The organism is Sinomonas sp. ASV486 (genome assembly GCF_030908215.1).
Classification (GTDB): Bacteria; Actinomycetota; Actinomycetes; order Actinomycetales; family Micrococcaceae; genus Sinomonas; species Sinomonas puerhi.
In genome coordinates this window covers 206,263-229,591 of record NZ_JAVFJK010000006.1, presented here as the reverse complement: position 1 = coordinate 229,591, position 23,329 = coordinate 206,263, and the positions used below count along the sequence as shown (strand labels likewise).

Sequence of the window (23,329 nt, the reverse complement as noted above, 5' to 3'; positions counted from 1 at the left end):
TGTTCCGGTTGGTTGAAGCTTCAACCTACCTGCCGCCAGTATGCGCCGAGGCGATCAACGGCTGCAAGGGGTGCCAAATTTGCGGTTTGGCAAGATCGAAGCCCGTGCCGCGCTTCGGCAGCGACGCCGGAATGAGGTTCACCGTGAGCTTTCGCCGGCTCAACGGGAGCCCGCTGTTCTTCGCCGCGCTGCGGATACGCTCGCGGGCCTCGCTGAGCGCGGAGTCGGGAAGTCCGAGCAGCACGAAGCTGGGCAGTGTCTGCCCGATGTCTGCCTCGACCTCGACGAGGTAGCCGTTGAGGCCCACGAGAGCCACCCCAAGAGCCCTGCCGATGCCGGCCATCAGGCCACGCCCTTGAGGTGCTCGATGACCGAGCGTTCCCCGGCCGGACCCGTCACGGCGATGACGTCAATGCGCCTGGCCCGGCTGTGGACCCCGTGCACCGCGGCCCACGCGCTCAGGAGGTGCACGATGCGGCCGAGCTTCGCGGCGTCGACCGCCTCGAAAGGATGCCCGAAGTCCCACGAGCGGCGCGCCTTGACCTCGACGGCCACAAGCGTCCCGGCGTCCGCGGCGACTATGTCCAGCTCTCCCTCGCGACAACGCCAGTTGCGGTCCAGAATGGCCGCGCCCGTTGACCGAAGGTACTCTTCCGCGAGGCGTTCCCCGCGCTGACCGAGTCTGTCCTTGGCTCTCATGGAACCAGACTGGTTCGATCCCATCGGGCGCGGAACGGGCCTCCAGCGCTATGTGGACGACACGCCGGAACCGGCTCTTGTGGAGGAGAAGCGAAGGGCGCTAGGTGCCGAGGCCGCCCTTGGGCAGACCGAGGTCCTCAACCTTGGGAAGCTCCTCGACATTGACGTCTTTGAACGTGATGACGCGGACGCTCTTGACGAAGCGCGCGCTGCGGTACACGTCCCAGACCCACGCGTCCTGCAGAGTCAGGTCGAAGTAGACCTCGCCGTCGGCGGAGCGTGCCTGTAGATCCACATGGTTGGCGAGATAGAACCGGCGCTCCGTCTCCACCACATAGCTGAACAGCGAGATGACGTCCCGGTATTCGCGGTAGAGCTGGAGCTCCATGTCCGTCTCGTAGTTCTCAAGGTCTTCGGCGCTCATAGTCCTATCTTCCTCCCGCCGAGGTCCCCCTCGGACACGATGGCTTCCTCGGCAGTCTGCTCATCCTCGGCAGTGCCGAGGTGCCAGGAACGGCGGTGCAGCTCGGTCGGTCCGTGCTCGAGGATCGCCGCCCGGTGCTCGGCGGTGGCGTACCCCTTGTTAACAGCCCAGCCGAACCGGGGATCGACGCTGCCGTAGCCGACCATGATCGCATCCCGCGCCACCTTGGCCAGAATGCTCGCCGCCGCCACCGCCTGGCACGAAAGGTCCGCCTTGATCGTGGTCTCGACGGGAACGGCAGGCAGCGCAGCAGGAGGGTCGAAGAGGGACGCCTGGCCTCCGCGCGAGAGCCAGTTGTAGTTGCCATCGAGATGAACTACGTCAGGGACCACGCCGGCCGCAGCAAGCTCGTCGAGAGCTCGCACGCCAGCGAGGCGGAGCGCGTCCATGATTCCGACCTCGTCAATCTCCTGTGCACTGGCGTGCCCGACGGCACAGCCCACGCCCCACGAGCGCACGAGGGGGACGAGTTCGACCCGGCGCTCCGGAGTGAGCAGCTTGCTGTCCCGGAGCACGGTGCGGGTCACGACGCTGCGCGCATCGACCACCACGATCCCTACGCTGACGGGTCCCGCGAGGGCTCCGCGGCCCACCTCGTCGCACCCGGCGATCAGGGGACCGTAGGCTGCAGCGAGCCGGTTCACGAAACGCAGAGTGGGCGCCGTCGTGCGCCGCGGCGCGAGGCCCCGCGTCCTGCCGACTGCTGCGTGGGTGCTCATTTCGGTGCGGGCACGTCTTTGAATGCGTCCGGGTAGCTGTCCAGCGAGCGGATCCGGTTCAGCGGCCACGCGATCACCGCTGCCTGTCCCTCGACGTCTCCGATGGAGACAAACCCGGAACCGGGCTGGATGCCCTCATGGTAGCGGGAATCCGCCGAGTGGTTGCGGTTGTCCCCCATAACCCAGATGCTCCCTGCGGGCACAGTGACGTCGAACGGGACCACCCGAGGAGTCTCGGCGGGGTTCACGTAGGGTTCGGTGAGCGCCTGCCCGTTGACCGTGAGGCGCTGGGAGGCGTCGCAGCAGACCACGTGGTCGCCGGGAAGCCCGATGACCCGCTTGATGAGGTGCTGCTGGGAGGTGTCAGGGAGCAGGCCGACGAACTCGAGGGTGTCCGTCACGGGATTCGAGGTCGTGGCCGGGACGGCTGGCAGCCACCCCTTGGTGTCCTTGAACACCACCACCTCGCCGCGCTCGAGCGCGAAGTTCCGGGGCACGAAGAGGTTCACGAAGATGCGGTCGTTCTCCTCGAGTGTGGGCACCATCGACTCTGAGGGGATATAGAACGCCTTGAAGAGGAAGGTCTTGATGAGGAACGAGAGGACGATGGCAACGCCGAGGATGATGGCGATCTCCCGCAGCCAGGCCATAAGGCCGCTACGTCTGGCGCTGTGGTCCTCAGACGCGGAAGCTCCGGGTTCCGGCCCCGCTCCGGTGGCGTCGGGTCCGGCGTCTCGGCTGCGCATCAATGAGTGTCCTTCGGTGTCGCGTGAGTGGTCAACCCGCCCAATCTATCAAGTGGCCACAGGATCGCCGTCGGTCGCCCGATGACCTTGTCGGTGCGCACAAGCCCACCCCCGGGAGCACCCAGGAGGGCCCTGGAGTCCGAGGACACCGAGCGGTGGTCGCCGAGGAGCCACAGGCGCCCGGACGGGACGACGACGTCGAACGCCTGTGTGCTCGGCGCGTCACCGGCGTAGACGTACGGCTCATCGACGGGCTCGCCGTTCACCTCGATCTTCCCCCCGGCCGTGCAGCACCGGACGTGGTCCCCGCCGACGCCGATCACACGCTTGACGTAGACCGTCTCGTTCGGCACGAGGCCGAACCATTCTGCGGCGCTCTGGACGAGATCCGCCCCCCAGCCCCGGCCGGAGCTCAGCGGCGCGAACGAGCCCCTCCCGTCAAAGACGACGACGTCCCCACGGCGAATCGGCTCGGAGTCGGAGGACGTCCGCACGACGGCGATCCGGTCGCCGGGAGCAAGGAGCGGCTCCATCGAACCGGAGGGGATGTAGAAGACGTCGAGAACGAGGGCCCTGATGACGCCCCAGACGATGAGCGCGACGGTGACGGCCAGAACGACCGAACGCCAGCCCCGCAGACGGGACTGGCGTTCTGGCCTTACCACTTCTTCAGGTATGGAAGCGTTGAGCACGCGAAGCAGCGCTGAGGCTACTTGGCGTTGCTGTAGTCGCGCTTCTCCTTGATCTTCGCGGCCTTGCCGCGGAGCTCGCGCATGTAGTAGAGCTTCGCGCGGCGCACGTCACCCTTGGTCACAACCTCGATCTTGTCGATGATCGGGGAGTGCACCGGGAAGGTACGCTCGACGCCGACACCGAAGGAGACCTTGCGGACCGTGAAGGTCTCGCGCACGCCGTGGCCCTGACGGCCGACGACGAAGCCCTGGAAGACCTGGACGCGGGAGTTCTTGCCCTCGATGATGTTCACGTGCACCTTGATGGTGTCACCGGGAGCAAAAACCGGAATGTCGGACCGCAGCGAGGCGGCGTCGACGGAGTCGAGAATGTTCATGATCTTCTCCTGGCAGATGCCACAGGTCACCCGCTTTGGTGCGCGGTCCGCGCCGCATGGAAGCGACCGGACCCGAATCCTTGACCGCCAGCCGAAGGTCCCGGCGAGGCGGTGTGCCCTCATCCGTTGGCCAGGGCCCCCTGTGGCAGGTCCCGTGCCCGGTAGACACAACGATCCATTGTGCCACAGACGCCGGGTCCGGCGCATATCGGCGCCGCGCCGTTCAGGCCCGGCGGAGCCTGCCGTCAGCGACCTCGTAGCCGAGCTCGCGCAGGACCGCTCGCTCGGCCTTCCCGTAGGCGGCGGCGTCGGCGCCGTCGAGGAGCTCAGGCCGGCGCGCCGCGGTGCGCCGGAGCTGCTGCTCGAGCCGCCATGTGGCAATCTTGCCGTGGTTCCCCGAGAGCAGGACCTCCGGGACCTCGTGCCCGCGCCACGACGACGGCTTGGTGTACACGGGATACTCGAGTAGTCCGTCGGAGTGGGACTCCTCGACGAGGGACTCTGGGTTGCCGACGACACCGGGCACGAGGCGCCCTATGGCCTCGACCATGGCCATGACCGCCACTTCTCCCCCGTTGAGCACGTAGTCGCCGAGGCTCACCGGGCGAACGTCGAAGGCCTCTGAGGCCCACTCGAGGACCCGCTCGTCGATGCCCTCATAGCGTCCGCACGCGAAGGCCAAGGTCGGCTCCTCGGCGAGCTCGTAGGCCATGGCCTGCGTGAACACGGCCCCCGCTGGGGACGGGACCACGAGCACGGGGCGGCGGGGGGCGACCGAGGCGCCGTCGTGAAGGTTCGCCGCAGATGCCTCCCCGGTCTGCTCGGCGAGCACCGCCTCGAGGGCGAGCGCCCAAGGCTCCGCCTTCATGACCATCCCGGCGCCGCCGCCGTAGGGGGTATCGTCCACGGTGCGGTGGCGGTCGAAGGTGAACTCACGGAGATCGTGCACCGCGAGAGTCAGGAGCCCATCCTCCTGGGCCCGCCCGAGGAGCGAGAGCGCCAGCGGCGCAAGGTACTCCGGGAAGATACTGACGACGTCGATGCGCACCTAGGCTTCCCCGTTCGGCTGCCGCGCTGGCTCGCCTTCTGGGGCTGCGTCCGGAGCCTCGCGGTTGAGCTCGAAAAGGCCGGGCGGGGGGACGACGACGATGAAGCCGCCCTCCGTGTCGACCTCCGGGACGATTTCCTCGACGAAGGGGACGAGCACCTCGCCCTGGGGAGTTTCGATGACCAGGAGATCCTGGACCGGAAGGGTCCGGAGCGCGGCCACGGTGCCGACGTCCTCACCGTCCACGCGGACGGTGAGGCCCACGAGCTCGTGCTCGTACCAGCCCTCGTCGTCGTCCTCGAGCTCCTCGGTGTCGACGAAGAGCATCGCCCCGCGCAGCTCCTCGGCGCGGTTCCGGTCGGAGACCTCGGCGAAGGAGAGCAGGAGGATGTCCTTGTTCCACCGTGCCCCGAGCAGGGTCAGGGGTCCGTGCGCGTCGGGTTCGACGGTGAACTCCACGCCGGGCACGAACCGGTCCTCGGGGGCGTCCGTGAAGACCTGTGCGGTGACCTCTCCGCGGATGCCGTGCGGCTTACCGAGCCTGGCGACCTGAACATGCATCGGGTTGTGTGCTCTCCTGAGTTGTTGTGCGGGCCGGGAACGGCACGGCCCCTCCACCCTAGCGGGCGGAGGGGCCGGATGCTGCTGTGGGACTGCGTCAGCGGCGATGGTCGGTGTCGACCACGTCGACCCGGACCGCCTCACCGTCGGCGAGGGCCGCCACCACGGTGCGCAGGGCGCGGGCGGTGCGGCCCTGACGGCCGATCACGCGGCCGAGGTCCTCCTGGTGGACTCGGACCTCGAGGATGTCCCCACGGCGGTTGCTCTTCGCCTGGACCGTGACGTCATCCGGGTTGTCCACGATGCCGCGGACGAGGTGCTCGAGTGCCTCAGCCAGCAAGTTACTCAGCCTCAGCCTCGGCGGAAGCGTCAGCTCCAGCAGGGTTCTCGGCCGGAGCCTCTTCCTTGGCTGCCTTGGGGGCCTCGGGGACGATCACGGAGCTCTTCTCGGGGGCCACGAAGGCCTCCTTGCCCTGACGCGTCCGGAGGGTGCCCTCGGTGCCCGGGAGACCCTTGAACTTCTGCCAGTCACCGGTGATCTTGAGCAGCGCGGCGACCTGCTCGGTCGGCTGGGCGCCGACACCGAGCCAGTACTGGGCACGCTCGGAGTTGACCTCGATGAACGAGGGCTCCTCGGTGGGGTGGTACTTGCCGATCTCCTCGATGGCACGGCCATCGCGCTTGGTGCGCGAGTCGGCGACGACGATGCGGTAGTACGGGGCGCGCATCTTGCCGAAGCGCTTGAGTCGAATCTTAACGGCCACGGTTGTGGTCACTCCTGTTTCTGAACATGAGGCGAGCCCGGACCTTTTCGCTCCCGTGGGGCGGGCCGTACTTCGTCAGGGCTCTTTGTCAACACGATGCACACGGAGAGAGGGGGCCGCGCGGATCGAGTACCTGTCTATTGTGCCAGATGCCGCGGTGTTTTGCATTCTGCCTGCGCCCCCGGGTGCTTGCGCGAGGGGCCGGCTCAGGACCCCGCCCAGACGTAGAGCTCCTGCCGATCCGAGTCGTCGACGTCGGCCGCGAGTTTGGCGAGCTGCTCGACGTAGTCGTAGGCCTCCCGCGCCTCGAACGGCAAATCCTCCTGATCGACCCATGCTGCGGCCACACGCTCGACGGCGTTCCCCTCGCCCTCCTCGGACTCGTAGCCGAGGAGGTCTGCGAGGGCCCGGACCATGGACGATGGAACGGCCAGGAGGCTGTCCGAGCCGACATCGACCATGCTCAGCTCGTAATCCGCCCCGGGCGCATGCACGGCCGCGCCGACAAGGGTGCCGAGCTGTTCGATCTCGTAGTCGGAAACGCCCGGAATACGCAGACCCCCGGTGTCGTCGGAGACGCCGCCGTCGAGCTTGGCTGCCCTGGCGATCGCATCTTCATGGGTGGAGACGAAGATCTCAGCGAAGGGACTGGGAGCGGACACTGGTTCCCCCTCAATGGGCACTTGGCTCTCTTGGCACGTGGCGGCTCGCCATGGCTGCCGTTCACGGTGTCCGCGGCGAGCGCGGACACGTTGAGCGTAGCGCAGGGAGTGTCAGGCTTCCACGACGGCCATGCGGATCTGGTTGCGCCACGGATCCTCGAAGCGCAGCTCGGCACCCGTGTGCTGGGTGGCGATGCCGCCGACCTTGAGGCGATCGGCCGCTGCGAGCACATCATCCTGCGCCTGGACCTTGATGAGGACCTCGCCGAGGCCCAGCGTGTCCCGGCGGGGCCCGACGCCGCGTGAGTTCCACACATTCATCGCCATATGGTGGTGGTACCGACCTGCCGAGACGAAGAGCGCCTGACCGTGCCATCCCGCGGTCTTCTCGAAACCGAGCGTGTCGACGTAGAACCTCTGGGCGGTCTCCACGTCGCCGACCTGGAGATGGACGTGCCCGATGCCAGCCACCGACTCGCGCTGACCGTCGAGGGATGCCTCGGTGAGGTTCTGGTTCAGGAATACCTGTGGGGGCAGGGGAAGCGAGTCCATCACCACGTGGTCGCCGTTCCACTGCCATGTGTCGCGCGGCTTGTCGAAGTAGAGCTCCACGCCGTTGCCCTCGGGGTCGGTGAAGTAGAACGCCTCCGAGACCAGGTGGTCTGCGCTGCCGGCGAACAGACGCGGCTCGTACTGCGCGGCAGTCGCCACGGTGGCCGCGAGATCCGCGCGGCTGTCGAAGAGGATCGCGGTGTGGAACAGGCCCGCCTCGCCGCGGCCGGGAATCTGCAGGCCAGCAGCCGGGCTGAGGTGGATCACCGGAAGCCCCTGCCGTCCGAGGTAGACGCCGCCAAAGGACTCGGAGATCGGGACGAGCCCCAGAGCACGCTGATAGTAGTCGAGCATGAGCTTCATGTCGCCGACCTTGAGCATCACCGTGCCCATGGTGAGATCAGCGGGCAGGAGGTCCTGCGTGGCGGCGGACGAGGCTTGCGTGGTCATGGGTGGCTCCTAGAGTGCCGGTCGAGTCTGATTCAAGTGTATGGTTACTTGAAGCTTCAATCAACCGGAGATATTCCCTCGCCTACTCCCCTGCCCGCGACCAGCGCACCGTTGCGGAACACGGCCAGAGGCGCGGCGAGCGTCCCGACGTCGCGGCGCGGATCGTCCGCCACCACCACGACGTCGGCCGCCTCCCCCTCATCGAGCGCCGCAACGCCGAGCCAGCGCCTCGAGGACCAGCAAGCGGCGTCGAGCGCCGCTGCGGGGCCGATGGCGACGGCGAGCTCCGCCACCTCATCGGCAATGCGCCCGTGGGCGATCACCGTCCCGGCGTCGGTGCCCGCATAGACGGGCACGCCGGCCGCATGTGCCGCGGCGATCCGCTCGTGGCGGCGCTCCCAGAGGGCGCGCATGTGCGCTGCATAACGCGGGAACTTCGCCTCGCCAGTGGCGGCGATCTGGGGGAACGTCGCAATATTGACCAGGGTCGGCACGATGGGAATGCCCGCATCGGCGAGGCGAGGGAGGTGCCGCTCCTGGAGGCCGGTCGCGTGCTCGAGGCAGTCGATGCCCGCATCGATGAGGTGGTCGATCGTCTCCTCGGCGAAGGTGTGCGCGGTGACCCTTGCACCCTCGGCATGCGCCGCGGCGACGGCCTCGCGCACGATGGCGGGTGGGAACGCGGGTGCGAGGTCGCCGGCTTCCCGGTCAATCCAGTCGGCCACGAGCTTGACCCATCCGTCGCCTGCGCGCGCTTCCTTGCGCACGGCCTCGACGAGGCCCTCGGGCGCTACCTCGTGCGCGAGGCCGCGGAGATAGCGGTGCGACCGCGCAAGATGCCGGCCGGCCCGCACGAGGCGAGGGACGTCGTCGCGCGCCTGCAGCCAGCGCGTGTCGGTGGGGCTGCCGCAGTCCCGCACCAGGAGCACCCCGGCGGCGGCCTCGGTCCGAGCGTGGGCGAGCGCCGCGGCGTCGTCGGGCGCCCCTCCCGGAACCAGCCCGATGTGGCAGTGCGCGTCCACGAGGCCCGGGACGGCCCAGCCCGCAACCGTTCGGGCCACGGGCCCCGGCGGTGCGACATAGGTGATCCGACCGCCCGCCATCCAAGCCTCCGGCCGTTCGTCGTGGAGGCCTGCCAGCACGGGACCACTCAGGTGGACAGCGTCATGCATGCACCCAGCGTAGCGACCGTGCTAAGGTCCAACGCGTCCACACGGGTGCCCTCGCAGGGGCTGAGATCAGGCTGACGCGGCCTGCGACCGTCGAACCTGTCCGGGTTATGCCGGCGTAGGAAGTGAGAACTCCATGGAACACCTGCAAGAACAGCACCCTGCCCACTCGCTCGCTTTCGTTGAGGATCCCGAACACGGCCTCAAGGTGCCGGTTACCGAGATCGCGCTCGACGACGCGCCGAACGGCGAGGCCAACGCGCCGCTGCGGGTCTACCGGACCTCGGGCCCGGGCAGCGATCCCGTCGTGGGGCTGCCGGCCTTCCGATCCGCGTGGATCGCTGAGCGTGGGGACACCGCGCCGTACGAGGGCCGCGAAAGGAACCTCCTCGACGATGGCCGCTCGGCCGTTCGGCGCGGCGAGGCCTCGGCGGAGTGGAAGGGCGCGAAGCCCGTGCCGCTGCGTGCCAAGCCCGGACAGCGGGTGACGCAGATGCACTACGCGCGGGCCGGCGTCGTGACTCCCGAGATGCGGTTTGTGGCGCTCCGCGAGAACTGCGATGTCGAGCTCGTCCGCTCCGAGGTCGCCGCGGGTCGGGCCATCATCCCGAACAACATCAACCACCCCGAGAGCGAGCCGATGATCATCGGCAAGGCCTTCCTCGTGAAGATCAACGCCAACATCGGCAACTCCGCCGTGACCTCCTCGATCGAGGAGGAGGTCGACAAGCTCCAGTGGGCGACCAAGTGGGGTGCCGACACGGTCATGGACCTCTCGACCGGCGACGATATCCACACCACCCGCGAATGGATCATCCGCAACTCCCCCGTGCCGATCGGCACTGTGCCGATCTACCAGGCGCTCGAGAAGGTCAACGGCGACGCTTCGGCACTCACATGGGAGATCTTCCGCGACACCGTCATCGAGCAGTGCGAGCAGGGCGTCGACTACATGACGATCCACGCCGGCGTGCTCCTGCGCTACGTGCCCCTGACCGCCGAGCGCGTCACGGGGATCGTCTCGCGCGGCGGGTCGATCATGGCCGGCTGGTGTCTCGCCCACCACGAGGAGAACTTCCTCTACACGCATTTCGACGAACTGTGCGAGATCTTCGCGCGGTACGACGTCGCGTTCTCGCTCGGCGACGGCCTTCGCCCAGGCTCGACCGCGGACGCGAACGACGCCGCGCAGTTCGCCGAGCTCGACACGCTCGCCGAGCTGACGAAGCGGGCCTGGAAGTACGACGTCCAGGTCATGGTCGAGGGGCCCGGCCACATTCCGTTCCACCTCGTCCGCGAGAACGTCGAGCGGCAGCAGGAGCTGTGCGACGGCGCCCCCTTCTACACGCTCGGTCCGCTCGTGACGGACGTGGCCCCTGGCTACGACCACATCACCTCGGCTATCGGGGCGACCGAGATCGCGCGGTACGGGACGGCGATGCTCTGCTACGTCACGCCGAAGGAGCACCTCGGTCTGCCGAACAAGGACGACGTCAAGACCGGCGTCATCACGTACAAGATCGCCGCGCACGCCGCGGACCTCGCGAAGGGCCACCCAGGCGCGCACGAGCGCGACGATGCCCTCTCCAAGGCCCGCTTCGAGTTCCGCTGGCGAGACCAGTTCTCGCTGTCGCTCGATCCCGCCACGGCTGAGGCCTTCCACGACGAGACGCTGCCTGCCGAGCCGGCCAAGACCGCGCACTTCTGCTCGATGTGCGGGCCCAAGTTCTGCTCGATGCGGATCTCCCAGGACATCCGCAACGAGTTCGGCTCGAAGGCGGCTCAGGAGGAGCTCGTCGACATCGCGGCCGGCATGCGGCAGAAGAGCGAGGAGTTCCTAGCCACCGGCGGCAAGGTGTACCTGCCCGAGACCATCACGGTCGGCGCCCCGGAGTAGCCGGTCCTCCTCCCGCCGAGGTCGGGCCTCCTGACGCCGAGGTCACCCCATGTGAGCGCGAGGTCACCCCAAGTGAGTGCGAGGTCACCCCATGGGGACGCGAGTTCAGTCCCGTTTTCGCCGAGCCAAGGTTCGGAATAGGGCAAGTAGTGATGCCCTTTGCGCGCAACAACCCGACTTCGCCGGGGCCGCAAAGGGTGGTCTGCGGCTCGCTCAGGTGACCTCAGCGCTACCCGGGGTGACCTCGGCGGCACACGGGGTGACCTCGCGCTCAGGGGGCCGGAACTCGGCGTGGGGAGGCGCACGACGGCGAAGGGGCGCCTCCCGCTGTGTCTGGGAGGCGCCCCTTCGCCGTCGTACTTTCGCTGACGTCCGCTCGCCGTCCTACTCTTGTACGCCGTTTTACCGGTTTCGGACTACTTGCCGAGGTACTTCTCGAAGCCCTTGGGCAGATTGAGCGAGGACGGGTCGAAATCCTGCGCCTGCGCCCCGCCGAAGGAAGACCCCTGTGCGGTATCGAGCGCCTTGGATGCACCGGCGGTCCGCCTGGCCTCCGCCTCACGGAGCTGCTGCGCCGCCTTGGCCGGATTGCCCGACTTCGCCTTCTTCTTGCCCTTCGCGGGACCCTTCTTGGCTCCGCCGAAGCCGCCGGTGCCGGGGATCCCTGGCATGCCGGGGATCCCGCCGCCCTGGGCCATCTTGCGCATCATCTTCTGCGCCTGGCCGAAGCGCTCGAGCAGTCCGTTGACCTCCGAGACGTGCACCCCAGAGCCTCGCGCGATGCGGGCACGGCGCGAGCCGTTGATGATCTTGGGGGCCACGCGCTCGTGCGGCGTCATAGACCGGACAATGGCCTCGACGCGGTCGATCTCCCGCTCGTCGAACTGCTCGAGCTGCTGCCGGAACTGGGCGGCGCCCGGCATCATCATGAGCATCTTCTTCATCGAGCCCATCTTGCGGATCTGCTGCATCTGGGCGAGGAAGTCCTCGAGGGTGAAGTCCTCCTGGTCGGCGAACTTCTTCGCCATCCGGGCGGCTTCGTCCTTGTCCCAGCTCTGCTCGGCCTGCTCGATGAGCGTCAGGACATCCCCCATGTCGAGGATGCGGGAAGCCATGCGGTCCGGGTGGAAGAGCTCGAAGTCGTCGAGGCCCTCACCGGTGGAGGCGAACATGACCGGGCGCCCCGTCACCGACGCGACCGAGAGCGCAGCACCGCCACGGGCATCGCCGTCGAGCTTAGAAAGCACGACGCCCGTGAAGTCGACGCCCTCCTCGAACGCCTTGGCCGTGTTGACGGCGTCCTGGCCGATCATCGCGTCGATGACGAACAGCACTTCGTCCGGGTCCACGGCAGCGCGGATGTCCGCGGCCTGCTGCATCATCTCGGCGTCGACGCCGAGACGGCCGGCGGTGTCCACGATGACGACGTCGTGCAGCTTGGCGCGCGCCTCGGCCACGCCGTCCCGTGCCACCGCGACCGGGTTGCCCGTCGGGGCCTCGAACTCGGACTGGATGCCGGGGTGGGGGGCGAACACGGCCACGCCCGCGCGCTGGCCGACCACCTGGAGCTGGGTGACGGCGTTGGGGCGCTGGAGATCTGCTGCGACGAGCAGCGGGGAGTGGCCCTGGGCCTTGAGCCACTTGCCGAGCTTTCCGGCGAGGGTCGTCTTGCCAGCGCCCTGGAGGCCCGCGAGCATGATGACTGTCGGCGGGTTCTTAGCGAGCCTCAGGCGGCGCGTCTCGCCACCGAGGATGCCCTGCAGCTCCTCGTTGACAATCTTCACGATCTGCTGGCTCGGGTTCAGCGCGCCGGAGACTTCCGCGCCTAGCGCACGCTCGCGGATACGGGCGGCGAAGTCGCGGACCACGGGCACGGCGACATCGGCGTCGAGCAGCGCCCGGCGGATCTCCCGGACTGTGGCGTCGACGTCCGCCTCGCTCAGGCGGCCCTTGCCGCGGAGATTCTTGAACGTCGCAGTGAGACGGTCAGAGAGGGAGTTGAACACGTGCCCCAGTCGCTTTCAGTCGTGGTTCGGTGAGCGTCACTGCCGGACGCTTAGTCCGGCCGCAGCATCGCCTTTGAGTGGTATCGCCTTGGAGCCCGACCCGCCGAGGACGGATCTGACCATCCTCAAGGTTACCAACCGGACGAGGTGGCATGCTTGCCCCGTGACGCAGACACCGGATACGACACAGCACACTGACCACACCGATGAGACACGGCCTGCCGCCGAAGCGCCGCGCGGGTCCTCGCCCGCCGTGCGTAGCCTGCTGATCCTCGGGGCATCCGGCGACCTCACTGGCCGCCTCCTGTTCCCCGGCCTCGCGAGGCTGCTCGCGACGGGCCGGCACGCGGGCCTCACGGTAGTGGGCGCGGGTTCCGAGGACTGGACCGCGGACCAGTGGTCGCAGCGGGTTCACGACGCCACGGAGGATTCCCTCAAGGACGCCACGGACGCCGGGCGAGCCGAACTCGAACGGATCCGACGCGAGTCGACCTACGAGAACCTCGATGTCACGGCGCCCGGCGCGCTCGCCGGCGAGATCGCCAGGCTTCCGGCTCCGGTCGCGGTCTACTTCGCCCTCCCGCCCGCCGTGAGCCAGAAGGCGTGCAGCCTCCTCAAGGCCTCCGAGCTGCCCGAGGGCACGCGTCTGGCCCTCGAGAAGCCGTTCGGCTCGTCCGAAGCCTCCGCGGCGGAGCTCAACAACACGCTCCGCCAGCTGGTCCCCGAAAGCCAGATCCACCGGATAGACCACTTCCTCGGCAAGGGAACGGTCCTGAACATCCTGGGTCTGCGCTTCGCGAACAACTTCCTCGAGCCTGTCTGGAACCGCGACCACATCGAGAAAGTAGAGATCTTCTTCGACGAGGACCTCGCCCTCGAGGGGCGCGCGGGCTACTACGACCGCGCCGGCGCGCTCCGGGACATGATCCAGAGCCACCTGCTGCATGTGCTTGCGATCATCGCGATGGACGCGCCCGCACGGCTCGACGAACGCGACCTGCGCGATGGCATCAGCTCCGTACTGCGCTCAGCCCGGGTTGAGGCGCCGTTCAGCGGCTCGACGCGCCGTGCCCGCTACACGGCCGGGAACCTCGCCGGCCGCGATGTCCCGGACTACACGTCGGAACCCGGAGTCGACCCGTCCAGGGGCACGGAGACGCTCGCCGAGATCACCGTGACCCTCGCGAGCTGGCGTTGGGCGGGGGTGCCGTTCATCCTCCGCTCCGGCAAGGCCCTCGGGGCCAAGCGCAAGGAGGCCGTGGTCACGTTCAAGCCCGTGCCGCACCTGCCCGAAGGATTCCGTGGCGTCGACGAGCCGAACCGCCTCCGCATCGGGTTCGGCCCTGACGTCCTCCAGCTCGACGTCGACGTCAATGGACCCGGCGACGTCCTGAACCTCAACCGGGTCACACTCGACGCCGACCTCGGCGAGACCGATCTCCTCCCCTACGGCGAGGTCCTCGACGGCGTGCTGAACGGCGACCCCCTGCTGTCCGTGCGCGGTGACACCGCCGAGAGCTGCTGGCGCGTCGTCGAGCCCGTGCTCAACGCGTGGGCCGCTGACGAGGTGCCGATGGATGCCTACCCGGCCGGCAGCGGTGGTCCAGCGGGCTGGGCCACCTCGGCGAAGGGCGAGGACGGAACCGAGGGAGGGCTCGAGGGCCCGACGTCGGGCGACGACGCCTGAAGCGCTGCGTGCGCCTCCGGCCCCTGACGGCAGGTCAAAGGCGGGCGGACGACGGCGGGCTGGTCCCGCCGTCGTGCGCCCGCCTCGCCGCGGGACTGCTCACGGGCACCGCGAAGGGGCACCGCCCAGGAAGTCGGCCTCAGATGGCTGAGGCGCCGCGCTCCCCGGTGCGGACGCGAACCGCGTCCTGGACCTCGACGACCCAGATCTTGCCGTCGCCCTGGGAGCCGGTCGAGGCCGCAGTGATCATGGATTCGAGGATCTCCTCCGCCTGCTCGTCCGTGGAGAGGACCTCGATCCGGATCTTGGGGATCAGGTCCACGCTGTACTCGGCGCCGCGGTACACCTGGACGTAGCCGCGCTGGCGGCCATAACCGCTCGCACCACTCACGGTCAGGCCCTGGACGCCCTCGGACTCGAGCTGTTCACGGATGGCGTCGAGCTTCTCGGGCCGGACGATGGCGGTAATGAGCTTCACGGGCCAACAGTACCTGCCGGAACCATTCCGGCGAGCACCCCCTCTGAATGTGCTGCAGTGCGCGTCACACCAGGCTGGTGGAGCTTCTCGAGATGCTGTTCGAGGATCGTCTCGACGGTGTGGCGCACACCCAGCGGGTGGAAGCCGCCGCCCACACCGGCCGGAACTGCATGCGCGGCGTACGCCGTCTCGGCGTGGATCACGAGGTCGACGCCGGCCTCCTCGACATCCCGGGCCACCCGGAAGCCCATGACCGCCTTGATCGCGAAGCCGAGTCCGAGGGCCACACCGAAGGAGTAGACGAGGACGGCACCGGTTCCGAGGGCCTGGGTTCCCAGGAGGGCGAAGCCGCCGCCGTAGAACAGGCCCTGGCCCGGAACTGGAGCAGCCGGATCGGCCACGAGGCCGATGAAGAGCGTGCCGACGATGCCGCCGACGAGGTGCACGCCCACCACGTCGAGCGAGTCGTCGAAGCCGAGGCGGTACTTCAGGCCCACGGCCAGTGCGCAGACCGCGCCAGCGACGATGCCGAGCGCGATCGCCCACACGGGGTCGATCGTGGCGCACGACGGCGTGATCGCGACGAGGCCCGCGACCGCACCGGAAGCGGCGCCGAACGAGGTGGCGTGCCCGTCGCGCACCCGCTCGACCACCAGCCACGAGAGCACGGCGGCGCATGGGGCAACGAGCGTGTTGATCCAGGCAAAGCCCGCCTCGCCGTTGGCGGCGAGGGCCGAACCGGCGTTGAAGCCGAACCAGCCGAACCACAGGAGGCCGGCGCCCAGCATGACGAGCGGGAGGTTGTGGGGGCGGTGCTCGGGGTCCTTGCCGAACCCGACGCGCTTGCCGAGCACGAGGGCAAGGGCGAGGCCCGCGGCGCCTGCGAGGACTTCGACGGCTGTGCCGCCCGCGAAGTCGATGAGGCCGAGGTGGTTGAGCCAGCCGCCGATGAACGTGCCCGAGGCGTCCTTCTTCGAGTCGAACACCCAGTGGGCCACAGGGAAGTAGACGAGCACGGCGAACAGGCCCGCAAAGACCATCCACGAGCCGAACTTGGCGCGGTCGGCGATGGCGCCCGATACGAGTGCCACCGTGACGGTCGCGAAGACGCCCTGGAACCCGACGAACACGATCTCGGGAATCGTGCCGACGAGCGGCATCGAGCCGTCCGTCGCGAGGAGGTTGTGCAGGCCGAAGTCCTCGAACGGGTTGCCGAAGAGGCCTCCTCCAGCGTCCGTCCCGAACGCGATCGAGTACCCGAACAGCACCCACAGCACACCGACGAGGGCGAGGGCCCCGAAGCTCATCATCATCATGTTGAGCATCGACTTCACCCGGGTCATGCCCCCGTAGAAGATGGCCAGTCCCGGAGACATGAGGAGCACGAGGGCAGCCGAGACGAGGACCCAGGCTGTGTCGCCAGTGTTCATGTTCGCGTGGCCTTTCGACGGGACTGGAGCAGTTACTCAAGAATCCCGTCCCGGTGTTTCCTTCCCGCACCGCCCATGTTGCCCTCGCGTTACAGGATCGGGCCCATTGTTAAGTGCCGGTCACGCAAAGGTTAACGCCATGTTTCGCGGAGCCCCTCGCTGATCCTGTCCGGTCCGTCTCCGCGCCCCCACCCAAGCGGACGACGGCGGGTGGGAACCCGCCGTCGTCCGTCCAGTTATCTGTCTTGTCTCTCGTATCTCCGTGGGGCCGCTAGATCGCTGCCGCCCCGCGCTCACCGGTCCTGACCCGAATCGCCTCGTGGACGTCCACGGTCCAGACCTTGCCGTCCCCGGCCCGTCCGGTGTTGGACGTCGTGATGATCACATCGAGGATGTCATCGGTCTGATCGTCCGTGGCGAGGACTTCGATGCGGATCTTCGGGAGGAGGTCCACGCTGTACTCGGCGCCGCGGTAGACCTCGGTGTAGCCGCGCTGCTGGCCATAGCCGCTCGCCGCACTCACCGTGATGCCCTGGACCCCGTAGGCCTCGAGGGCTTCCCGGATCACGTCGAGCTTCTCGGGTCGGACGATCGCCGTGATGAGTTTCATGCGTTGATCTTCTTTCCACTCTGCTTGCCTGATGGCCGAGCCAGGAGGTCGTCTGCGTTGAACGCGTCGACCTCGGCCTGGGCCTTGGAACCGAGCGGGTGGAAGCTGGCGCCCGTCGAGCCTGCCGTGCCGGCCGAGTAGGCCGTCTCGGCGTGGAGCGCAATGTCGACGCCGGCCTCCTCCGCCTCGGTCGAGACCCGGAAGCCCATCGTCTTGGAGATGATCCAGCCGATCACGAGGGAGAGGACGAACGAGTACACGAGCACCGAACCCGCGCCGATAGCCTGCTTGCCGAGGAGTTCGAAGCCGCCGCCGTAGAACAGGCCCTGGCCCTTGGACGGGGCACCGGGTCCCGCCGCGAGGCCGATGAAGAGCGTGCCGACGATGCCGCCGACGAGGTGGACGCCCACCACGTCAAGCGAGTCGTCGTAGCCGAACCGGTACTTGAGGCCTACGGCGAGGGCGCAGACCGCCCCGGCGAGGAGACCGAGCACGATGGCCCAGAGCGGCGAGATCGCGGCACACGCGGGGGTGACGGCCACGAGGCCGGCCACTGCGCCCGAGGCCGCACCGAGGGATGTCGCATGGCCGTCGCGCAGCTTCTCCACGATGAGCCATCCGAGCACCGCCGCGCAGGGGGCCACGAGCGTGTTGATCCAGGCAAACGCGGCCACGCCGTTGGCCCCGAGGGCCGAGCCCGCGTTGAAGCCGAACCAGCCGAACCACAGGAGGCCCGCGCCGAGCATCACGAACGGGAGGTTGTGCGGACGGTGGTTCGGGTCCTTGCCGAAGCCGTTGCGCTTGCCCAGGATGAGGGCGAGCGCCAGACCGGCCGCGCCGGCGTTGATGTGGACGGCGGTGCCACCGGCGAAGTCAATCACGCCGAGACCGTTGAGCCAGCCGCCGATGAAGTTGCCGTTGGCGTCCTTGTTGGCGTCGAACACCCAGTGGGCAACCGGGAAGTAGACGAGGATCGAGAAGAAGAACGCGAAGACCATCCAGGCGCCGAACTTGGCGCGGTCGGCGATCGCGCCGGAGATCAGCGCGACGGTGATGATCGCGAAGACGCCTTGGAAGCCCACGAAGGCCAGTTCCGGGATCGTCCCTGCCAGCGCCATGTCGTCGCCGGTCGAGAGCGTCCCGTGCAGGGCGAACTTGTCGAAGTTGCCCACGAGGCCACCGAACCAGTCGGTGCCGAAGGACATTGAGTATCCGATGAGCACCCAGAGCACGCCCACGAGGGCGATTGCACCGAAGCTCATCATCATCATGTTCAGGACTGACTTGGCGCGCGTCATGCCGCCGTAGAAGAACGCGAGCCCGGGCGTCATCAGCAGCACAAGCGCCGCCGCGGCGAGCACCCAGGCGGTGTCCCCAGCGCTGAAGGTGGTGGTCATGGGATTGCCTTTCGGGGGGTGGACGGAACTGCCAGGCCCCTTCGGTTGCTGTTCCCAGCTCCCGCTCGGGCCTTCTGGAACCAGAGTCCTCCGGAGGTGTTTCGATGAGGCGCGGGCCACATTGCGGCACCGTTACAACTCCCAGCGGTGTGTTAAGGCTCGGTCACACGAGTGTTTCGGGGACATTTCGTTAAGGTGGAGCCATGCCCAGCCGCTCTCCGCGATCTCCGGTGCCCCGCGACGTCTGGGTGCTCATCACCGCTGCGTTCGTCATTGCCCTCGGCTTCGGGCTCGTCGCCCCCGTGCTGCCCCAGCTGGCCACGAGCTTCGGCGTCGGGGCCACGGCAGCCTCGGTGATCGTGAGCGCCTTCGCGCTCGCCCGTCTCGTCCTCGCCCCCACTGCGGGTTCGCTCGTGGACCGGCTCGGGGAGCGGCCTGTGTACGTCGCCGGGCTCCTGCTCGTCGCGGCCTCGAGCGCTGCCTGCGCGTTCGCGCCCGACTATTGGACCCTCCTGGCCGTCCGGGGCCTCGGCGGGATCGGCTCGACCATGTTCACGATCTCGGCGTCCGGGCTCATGGTCCGGCTCGCCCCGCCCGACGCCCGGGGCCGTGTGAGCGGGCTCTACGCGGGGTCCTTCCTGCTCGGCAACATCGCCGGGCCCGTCATCGGCGGCCTCCTGGCCGGCTTCGGGCTGCGGGTGCCGTTCATTGTCTACGCCGTCGCGCTCGTGGTGGCGGCCGCCGTCGTGCACCTCCTGCTGGGCCGAGTCTCCGGGGGGCAGCGCACGACGGCGACCGCGCGCCCGCCGCTCGACCTCACCGAGGCGCTCGGCCAGGCCCCCTACCGAGCGGCCGTCGGATCGAACTTCGCGAACGGGTGGGCCGCCTTCGGGATCCGCATGGCGCTCGTGCCCTTGTTCGCCTCGGCGGCCCTCGGCGCGGGGCCCCAGGCCGCGGGACTCGCGCTCGCGCTGTACGCGGCCGGGACGGCAACGGCCCTCACCTTCTCTGGGCGGCTGGCGGACCGCTGGGGCCGTCGGCCGGTGGCCGTGCTCGGCCTCGTCGCCACCGCCGTACCGACGGCTTTCCTCGGCTTCAGCGGCTCGGAAGCAGTGTTCTTCGCGCTCTCCGTGGCCGCGGGATTCGGCGCGGGCTTCCTCGGACCGTCGCTTCAGGCGACGGTGGCGGACACCATCGGCTCGGACCGCAGCGGAGGCCGGCCCCTGGCCGTGTTCCAGATGTCCTCCGATGTGGGCAGCATCCTCGGCCCGCTCGCGGCGGGCGCGCTCGCCGACGGCGTCGGCTATGGGTGGGCGTTCGCGGTGTCCGGTCTCTGCCTGCTCGCGGCCCTGCCGCTGTGGACGTGGCGGGCAGCCGCCGCGTCGGAGCGCCAGCTCCCGATCCGCGAGAGGGACGTGACCTGACGCGCCACCCGGTCGAGGCGGTCAGGGCCGGATCAGCCGTGTCTGAGCACCACGGCCGCAGCGAGCCACGTGGTGCGCGCTCCGGTTGTGAACGCAGCCGACGGGGTTGCCCCGGCGGCCGGGAGCTGGTCCTCGACCACGAACTCCATGTCTTGGGTGGACGAGACGTTAACCCGCTGGGTGAAGCCGACGCCCGGGCCCAGAGCGTCACCGAACCCGGAGTCGGCGTAGAACCCGATCGCGAGCTCATTCGCACCGGAGACGGCTGTGGTGGCGCCGGAGGCGACGGACCCGCCGGAGCTCCCCGTGGTCCCGGTCGCGTGGGCCTGGACGTCGAGCGCTCCAGAGCCGGCGGCCGTGGAGAGCCCGGCGTACTCGAGCACGCCGACTCCGACGTCCGCAGGCGCCGTCGTCGACGCCGTGACGCTCACCGGTGACGCTCCGCCGCCCGTGATCGGGGCACTCCAGACGCTCAGCTCGGTGTGATCCGAGGCCGTGAAATGCGTCAGTTCGGTGTAGGTGTTGCCGGCCGAGTCCGTCACCCCGCTCGCCGTCGGCGACCCCGGGCCCCAGACCCCGACCTCGACGACGAGCCTGTCGCCGGAGCGCACCGGCTGGCCGGTGGACACTGTCGCCGACGGGACGTTGGCGACGTGGGTGGAGGCCTGCTGGACGAACGCGGGCACGACGGCCACGGACGGCGTGACGCTGTTCGAGGGCGCCGATGCCGCAGACGTGCCAGCCGCGTTGGCCGCCGTGACCGTGAACGTATACGCTGTTCCGTTGGTCAATCCGGTCACGTTAGCGGTGGTCGGGACCGGGCTGCCCGTCACCGTGGTTGGAGCCAGGGGCGATCCGGCGGTCCACGGGGTGACGGTGTAGGACGTGATGGGGGATCCGCCATTGTCAGGAGCGGTCCAGCCGGCGATGGCCGACGCATTGCCGGCCGTGGCCTGAACAGCCATGGGCGCCGCGGGGACTGAGGGCTGCGGTCCGATGTGCACGGTCGCCGCCATGGACGGCACCCCGCTGCTGTTGACGATGAACAGCATGTAGTCCCCCGGCGGCGTCATTCCTCCGTTCGCCGGCGCTTGGACGCTCAGCGCCCCGGGCCCGGCCGTGAAGGTCAGGGGCACAAAGTGCTGGTCCATGTCCGCCTGGTGGGTGTCCGCGCCGAACGAGACGAGGTTGACGGCCGAGATCGATGCCGCGTCCTGAGTGCCCACACTGAAGGTGGTCCCGTAGTAGGCGGCGGCCGGCGTCTGGCTGATCGCCGGTCTCGCCCCGGATTGCAGGTACGACGGCGAGTACACCTGGGCGCTGTACTGTCCCGGATTGCTGAGGGAGTCCTCGTGCCCGCCCCCGGCCACGAGGACGCTCCCGTCGGGCTGCAGCACTGCAGTCGAATGGTAGGTGCGGGCGGCGGCGAGCGAGCCGATGACGCTCCACGCGCCCGTGGCCGGGTCCCAGATCTCCGCAGGCAGGACGCCAGTCGTCACCTGGGTCTGGTCAGAGCTCGGCGCACCGCCCACGGCGAGCACCCGGCCGTCGGCAAGCGTCACGAGGGTGTGGTAGACGCGGGGATAGTGCGTCGGTGCGATCGGCGTCCAGGCGGGTGACGCCGATGTCAGGTCGATTGTTGCCGCCCCGGCGCGGGCCGGTGTCGTCGTGATCACGCTCTGGGCGCCGCCCGTGTAGAGGATCCTGCCGGGCCGGTACATGACCGCAGACCCATTCGTGATCCCGCTCGCCCCGACCGGGGTCCAGGTCTGGGCGGAGGCGTCAAGCCAGTAGGACACGTCCTCAGCCGGGCCGATTGTGAAGACCTTGCCGTTGGGCGCAAGGAAGGAGAAGGGGTACTCCTCCTCGTGGATCTGAGGGGTGCTGATCTTGGACAGGGAGGTCCACGTGTTCGCCGCAGGGTCATAGACCTCCGGGGTGTCCGCCCATGCCGAGGCACTGGAAGAATTCCCGCTGATCGCCACGAACCTTCCATCGGGGAGCTCGACGAGGTCCGGATACCACCGCGGCGAGTTCATGCTGGCCACCCGGTTCCAGGTCTGGCCCGCTGGGTCGAACACGCTCGCGTCCGTCAATCCGAGATTGCCGGTCGTCGTGACGCCGTAGCCGCCCGCCACGAGCACCCTCCCGTCCGGGAGTTTCGCGTTGCCCGAGCAGAAAATGCTCGAGGGCGCGGTCACGGTGGTGAACGTCTTCGCCGCGGGGTCGTAGACCGACGTCGGCTCGGGTGTCTCCCAGCCGTCCCACACGAGGAGCTTGCCGGAATCGAGGACTACGGAGTGGACGGCGACGACCGGCCAGGTCGCCAGGGCGCTCCACTGGCCGTTCGTAGTGGTGCTCGGGATGACCGCGTTCGAAGGTGCCGATGCGGGCCCGGTGCCGACTGCGTTCGTGGCGGTGACCGTGAACGTGTAGGACGTGCCGTTCGCGAGGCCCGCGACCTGGACCGAGGTGGCCGGCGGGGCGCCGCTCACCGTTGTGGGAGTCTGCGCCGCGCCGCCGGCAAGGGGCGTGACCGTGTAGGAGGAGATCTGCGAGCCGCCGTCAGGGGGCGCGGTCCAGGACACCGTGGCCGCGGCGTTGCCGGCAGTCGCTGCTACGCCGGTCGGTGCGGCCGGGGCGGTGGGGTTCGCTGCGCTGGCAGGCCGGAACACAATCGTGGCCGCGAGCCACGTGGTGTTCGCCGCGGTCGTGAATGCCGCGTTCTCAGCGACGCCCGCGCCCACGGCGGCATCCTCGACGGCGAGCTCCATGTCGGAAGCATTGGAGATGGCCGTCCGGAGCGTGAACCCGGAGCCTCCCCCGAGGGTTGCCCCGAAGCCCGAATCCGCGTAGAAGCCCACTGCGAGTTCGCCGTCTCCGGACGTGGCGGGGGTGGGCCCGGACGCGACCGCGCCGGCCCCCGACGTCGTCCCCGACGTCTGGGCGTGCACATCCATCGCGGCGACCCCGGCCGCCGTCGAGAGTCCTGAGTACTCGAGGACGGCGAGGCCGACATCGGCCGTGGACGTCGGCTTGACCGTAACCGTCGGCTTGGTCCCGCCGCCCGCTGTGATGGGCGCGCTCCACACGCTCAGCTCGGTGTGCTCGGATGCTGCGAAGTGGATGAGCTCGGTGTAGGTGTTTCCGGCCGTGTCTGTGACGCTGGCGGCGGTCGCCGAAGAGGAGTTCCAGATCCCCACCTCGACGATGAGGCGGTTCCCCGCTGTGACAGCCGAGGCAGGGGTGACGGCCAGGGAGGCGGCCCCACCCTTGTGGGCGGACCCCTGCTGCACAAAGGCGGGCGCCGAGGCGGCGTGCGCCGGGACAGCCACCAGGCCGAACGATGCGATGAGGGCCGCGGTCGCGGCGGCGAGGACGGACGTTCGGCGGGCGAAGAGCATCGCTCCTCCTAGTGCTCAGGCCAGGAATGGAACGCGCCCCGCCCCAATACGGTGCTCCGTGCCGAACACCCGT

Annotated in this window: 22 protein-coding genes, 1 pseudogene and 1 riboswitch; of the genes and pseudogenes, 3 read left to right on the top strand and 20 right to left on the bottom strand. The window is 68.8% G+C overall.

The window, feature by feature from the left end:
- Positions 1-88 precede the first annotated feature (88 nt).
- From RBS60_RS10870 to RBS60_RS10805, 14 genes and pseudogenes are all read right to left on the bottom strand, one after another.
- A pseudogene (locus RBS60_RS10870) lies at positions 89-343 on the bottom strand (magnesium chelatase domain-containing protein); the annotation flags it as partial.
- The gene (locus RBS60_RS10865; protein ID WP_307957563.1) at positions 343-699 is read right to left on the bottom strand and encodes a YraN family protein; all 357 of its coding nucleotides are present in this window, start codon (positions 697-699) and stop codon (positions 343-345) included. The pseudogene RBS60_RS10870 and the gene RBS60_RS10865, both read right to left, overlap by 1 nt.
- Positions 700-799: 100 nt before the next feature.
- Positions 800-1,123 (bottom strand): DUF2469 domain-containing protein, encoded by a 324-nt coding sequence (locus RBS60_RS10860; protein ID WP_208712739.1) that lies wholly within the window; start codon positions 1,121-1,123, stop codon positions 800-802.
- A complete protein-coding gene (locus tag RBS60_RS10855; protein WP_307957562.1) occupies positions 1,120-1,902 on the bottom strand; it encodes a ribonuclease HII in 783 nt (260 codons plus the stop codon). The genes RBS60_RS10860 and RBS60_RS10855 overlap by 4 nt, the downstream gene beginning before the upstream one ends.
- On the bottom strand, positions 1,899-2,552 hold the full coding sequence (lepB, locus tag RBS60_RS10850) for a signal peptidase I (RefSeq protein WP_307957561.1): 654 nt from the start codon (positions 2,550-2,552) through the stop codon (positions 1,899-1,901). Before lepB (RBS60_RS10850) ends, RBS60_RS10855 begins: the two co-directional genes overlap by 4 nt.
- Positions 2,553-2,647: 95 nt before the next feature.
- Positions 2,648-3,313, bottom strand: coding sequence for a signal peptidase I (gene lepB, locus RBS60_RS10845; RefSeq protein WP_307957560.1), 666 nt, complete (start codon positions 3,311-3,313; stop codon positions 2,648-2,650).
- Between the two features lie 44 nt (positions 3,314-3,357).
- Positions 3,358-3,717 (bottom strand): 50S ribosomal protein L19, encoded by a 360-nt coding sequence (gene rplS / locus RBS60_RS10840; RefSeq protein ID WP_307957559.1) that lies wholly within the window; start codon positions 3,715-3,717, stop codon positions 3,358-3,360.
- Positions 3,718-3,940: 223 nt separating this feature from the next.
- Positions 3,941-4,765 (bottom strand): tRNA (guanosine(37)-N1)-methyltransferase TrmD, encoded by an 825-nt coding sequence (gene trmD, locus RBS60_RS10835; RefSeq protein WP_307957558.1) that lies wholly within the window; start codon positions 4,763-4,765, stop codon positions 3,941-3,943.
- The gene (gene rimM / locus RBS60_RS10830) at positions 4,766-5,326 is read right to left on the bottom strand and encodes a ribosome maturation factor RimM (RefSeq protein ID WP_307957557.1); all 561 of its coding nucleotides are present in this window, start codon (positions 5,324-5,326) and stop codon (positions 4,766-4,768) included.
- A gap of 97 nt (positions 5,327-5,423) precedes the next feature.
- On the bottom strand, positions 5,424-5,666 hold the full coding sequence (locus RBS60_RS10825) for an RNA-binding protein (RefSeq protein WP_307957556.1): 243 nt from the start codon (positions 5,664-5,666) through the stop codon (positions 5,424-5,426).
- A 1-nt stretch (position 5,667) separates the two neighbouring features.
- Positions 5,668-6,090, bottom strand: a complete 423-nt coding sequence (rpsP, locus tag RBS60_RS10820) for a 30S ribosomal protein S16 (protein WP_307957555.1) — start codon at positions 6,088-6,090, stop codon at positions 5,668-5,670.
- Positions 6,091-6,296: 206 nt separating this feature from the next.
- The gene (locus RBS60_RS10815; protein WP_307957554.1) at positions 6,297-6,752 is read right to left on the bottom strand and encodes a hypothetical protein; all 456 of its coding nucleotides are present in this window, start codon (positions 6,750-6,752) and stop codon (positions 6,297-6,299) included.
- Between the two features lie 111 nt (positions 6,753-6,863).
- Positions 6,864-7,754, bottom strand: a complete 891-nt coding sequence (locus RBS60_RS10810) for a VOC family protein (protein ID WP_307957553.1) — start codon at positions 7,752-7,754, stop codon at positions 6,864-6,866.
- A gap of 56 nt (positions 7,755-7,810) precedes the next feature.
- A complete protein-coding gene (locus tag RBS60_RS10805; RefSeq protein ID WP_307957552.1) occupies positions 7,811-8,926 on the bottom strand; it encodes an amidohydrolase family protein in 1,116 nt (371 codons plus the stop codon).
- A gap of 31 nt (positions 8,927-8,957) precedes the next feature.
- Positions 8,958-9,065, top strand: a riboswitch (TPP riboswitch).
- Here RBS60_RS10805 and thiC point away from each other — a divergent pair.
- The gene (thiC, locus tag RBS60_RS10800) at positions 9,060-10,820 is read left to right on the top strand and encodes a phosphomethylpyrimidine synthase ThiC (protein WP_307957551.1); all 1,761 of its coding nucleotides are present in this window, start codon (positions 9,060-9,062) and stop codon (positions 10,818-10,820) included. It overlaps the preceding riboswitch by 6 nt.
- A gap of 416 nt (positions 10,821-11,236) precedes the next feature.
- On the opposite strand, the gene ffh is transcribed toward thiC, so the two are convergent.
- A complete protein-coding gene (gene ffh / locus RBS60_RS10795; RefSeq protein WP_307957550.1) occupies positions 11,237-12,826 on the bottom strand; it encodes a signal recognition particle protein in 1,590 nt (529 codons plus the stop codon).
- A 253-nt stretch (positions 12,827-13,079) separates the two neighbouring features.
- On the opposite strand from ffh, the gene RBS60_RS10790 reads away from it, so the two are divergent.
- A complete protein-coding gene (locus RBS60_RS10790; protein ID WP_307957643.1) occupies positions 13,080-14,513 on the top strand; it encodes a glucose-6-phosphate dehydrogenase in 1,434 nt (477 codons plus the stop codon).
- A gap of 139 nt (positions 14,514-14,652) precedes the next feature.
- Here RBS60_RS10790 and RBS60_RS10785 read toward each other — a convergent pair whose 3' ends face one another.
- The 4 genes from RBS60_RS10785 to RBS60_RS10770 all read right to left on the bottom strand — a co-directional run bounded on the left by RBS60_RS10785 (position 14,653) and on the right by RBS60_RS10770 (position 18,428).
- A complete protein-coding gene (locus RBS60_RS10785) occupies positions 14,653-14,991 on the bottom strand; it encodes a P-II family nitrogen regulator (protein WP_307957549.1) in 339 nt (112 codons plus the stop codon).
- A complete protein-coding gene (locus tag RBS60_RS10780) occupies positions 14,988-16,421 on the bottom strand; it encodes an ammonium transporter (protein ID WP_307957548.1) in 1,434 nt (477 codons plus the stop codon). The genes RBS60_RS10785 and RBS60_RS10780 overlap by 4 nt, the downstream gene beginning before the upstream one ends.
- 271 nt (positions 16,422-16,692) lie before the next feature.
- On the bottom strand, positions 16,693-17,031 hold the full coding sequence (locus tag RBS60_RS10775) for a P-II family nitrogen regulator (RefSeq protein WP_307957547.1): 339 nt from the start codon (positions 17,029-17,031) through the stop codon (positions 16,693-16,695).
- On the bottom strand, positions 17,028-18,428 hold the full coding sequence (locus tag RBS60_RS10770) for an ammonium transporter (protein WP_307957546.1): 1,401 nt from the start codon (positions 18,426-18,428) through the stop codon (positions 17,028-17,030). Before RBS60_RS10770 ends, RBS60_RS10775 begins: the two co-directional genes overlap by 4 nt.
- A 203-nt stretch (positions 18,429-18,631) precedes the next feature.
- Between RBS60_RS10770 and RBS60_RS10765 the strand changes: the two genes are divergently transcribed.
- Complete coding sequence (locus RBS60_RS10765; protein WP_307957545.1) at positions 18,632-19,852, top strand: MFS transporter; 1,221 nt, start codon at positions 18,632-18,634, stop codon at positions 19,850-19,852.
- Positions 19,853-19,884: 32 nt separating this feature from the next.
- On the opposite strand, the gene RBS60_RS10760 is transcribed toward RBS60_RS10765, so the two are convergent.
- Positions 19,885-23,256 carry a fibronectin type III domain-containing protein gene (locus RBS60_RS10760; RefSeq protein WP_307957544.1) on the bottom strand — a complete coding sequence of 1,124 codons (3,372 nt, stop codon included), beginning with the start codon at positions 23,254-23,256 and terminating at the stop codon, positions 19,885-19,887.
- Between the last annotated feature and the right edge of the window lie 73 nt (positions 23,257-23,329).

Bases quoted from the DNA above. Each gene is read 5' to 3' on its own strand.
- RBS60_RS10865 (WP_307957563.1), bottom strand. From the start codon at position 699: ATGAGAGCCAAGGACAGACTCGGTCAGCGCGGGGAACGCCTCGCGGAA.
- RBS60_RS10860 (WP_208712739.1), bottom strand. From the start codon at position 1,123: ATGAGCGCCGAAGACCTTGAGAACTACGAGACGGACATGGAGCTCCAG.
- RBS60_RS10855 (WP_307957562.1), bottom strand. From the start codon at position 1,902: ATGAGCACCCACGCAGCAGTCGGCAGGACGCGGGGCCTCGCGCCGCGG.
- lepB (WP_307957561.1), bottom strand. From the start codon at position 2,552: ATGGCCTGGCTGCGGGAGATCGCCATCATCCTCGGCGTTGCCATCGTC.
- rplS (WP_307957559.1), bottom strand. From the start codon at position 3,717: ATGAACATTCTCGACTCCGTCGACGCCGCCTCGCTGCGGTCCGACATT.
- rimM (WP_307957557.1), bottom strand. From the start codon at position 5,326: ATGCATGTTCAGGTCGCCAGGCTCGGTAAGCCGCACGGCATCCGCGGA.
- RBS60_RS10810 (WP_307957553.1), bottom strand. From the start codon at position 7,754: ATGACCACGCAAGCCTCGTCCGCCGCCACGCAGGACCTCCTGCCCGCT.
- RBS60_RS10805 (WP_307957552.1), bottom strand. From the start codon at position 8,926: ATGCATGACGCTGTCCACCTGAGTGGTCCCGTGCTGGCAGGCCTCCAC.
- thiC (WP_307957551.1), top strand. From the start codon at position 9,060: ATGGAACACCTGCAAGAACAGCACCCTGCCCACTCGCTCGCTTTCGTT.
- RBS60_RS10780 (WP_307957548.1), bottom strand. From the start codon at position 16,421: ATGAACACTGGCGACACAGCCTGGGTCCTCGTCTCGGCTGCCCTCGTG.
- RBS60_RS10775 (WP_307957547.1), bottom strand. From the start codon at position 17,031: ATGAAACTCATCACGGCGATCGTCCGACCCGAGAAGCTCGACGTGATC.
- RBS60_RS10770 (WP_307957546.1), bottom strand. From the start codon at position 18,428: ATGACCACCACCTTCAGCGCTGGGGACACCGCCTGGGTGCTCGCCGCG.
- RBS60_RS10765 (WP_307957545.1), top strand. From the start codon at position 18,632: ATGCCCAGCCGCTCTCCGCGATCTCCGGTGCCCCGCGACGTCTGGGTG.
- RBS60_RS10760 (WP_307957544.1), bottom strand. From the start codon at position 23,256: ATGCTCTTCGCCCGCCGAACGTCCGTCCTCGCCGCCGCGACCGCGGCC.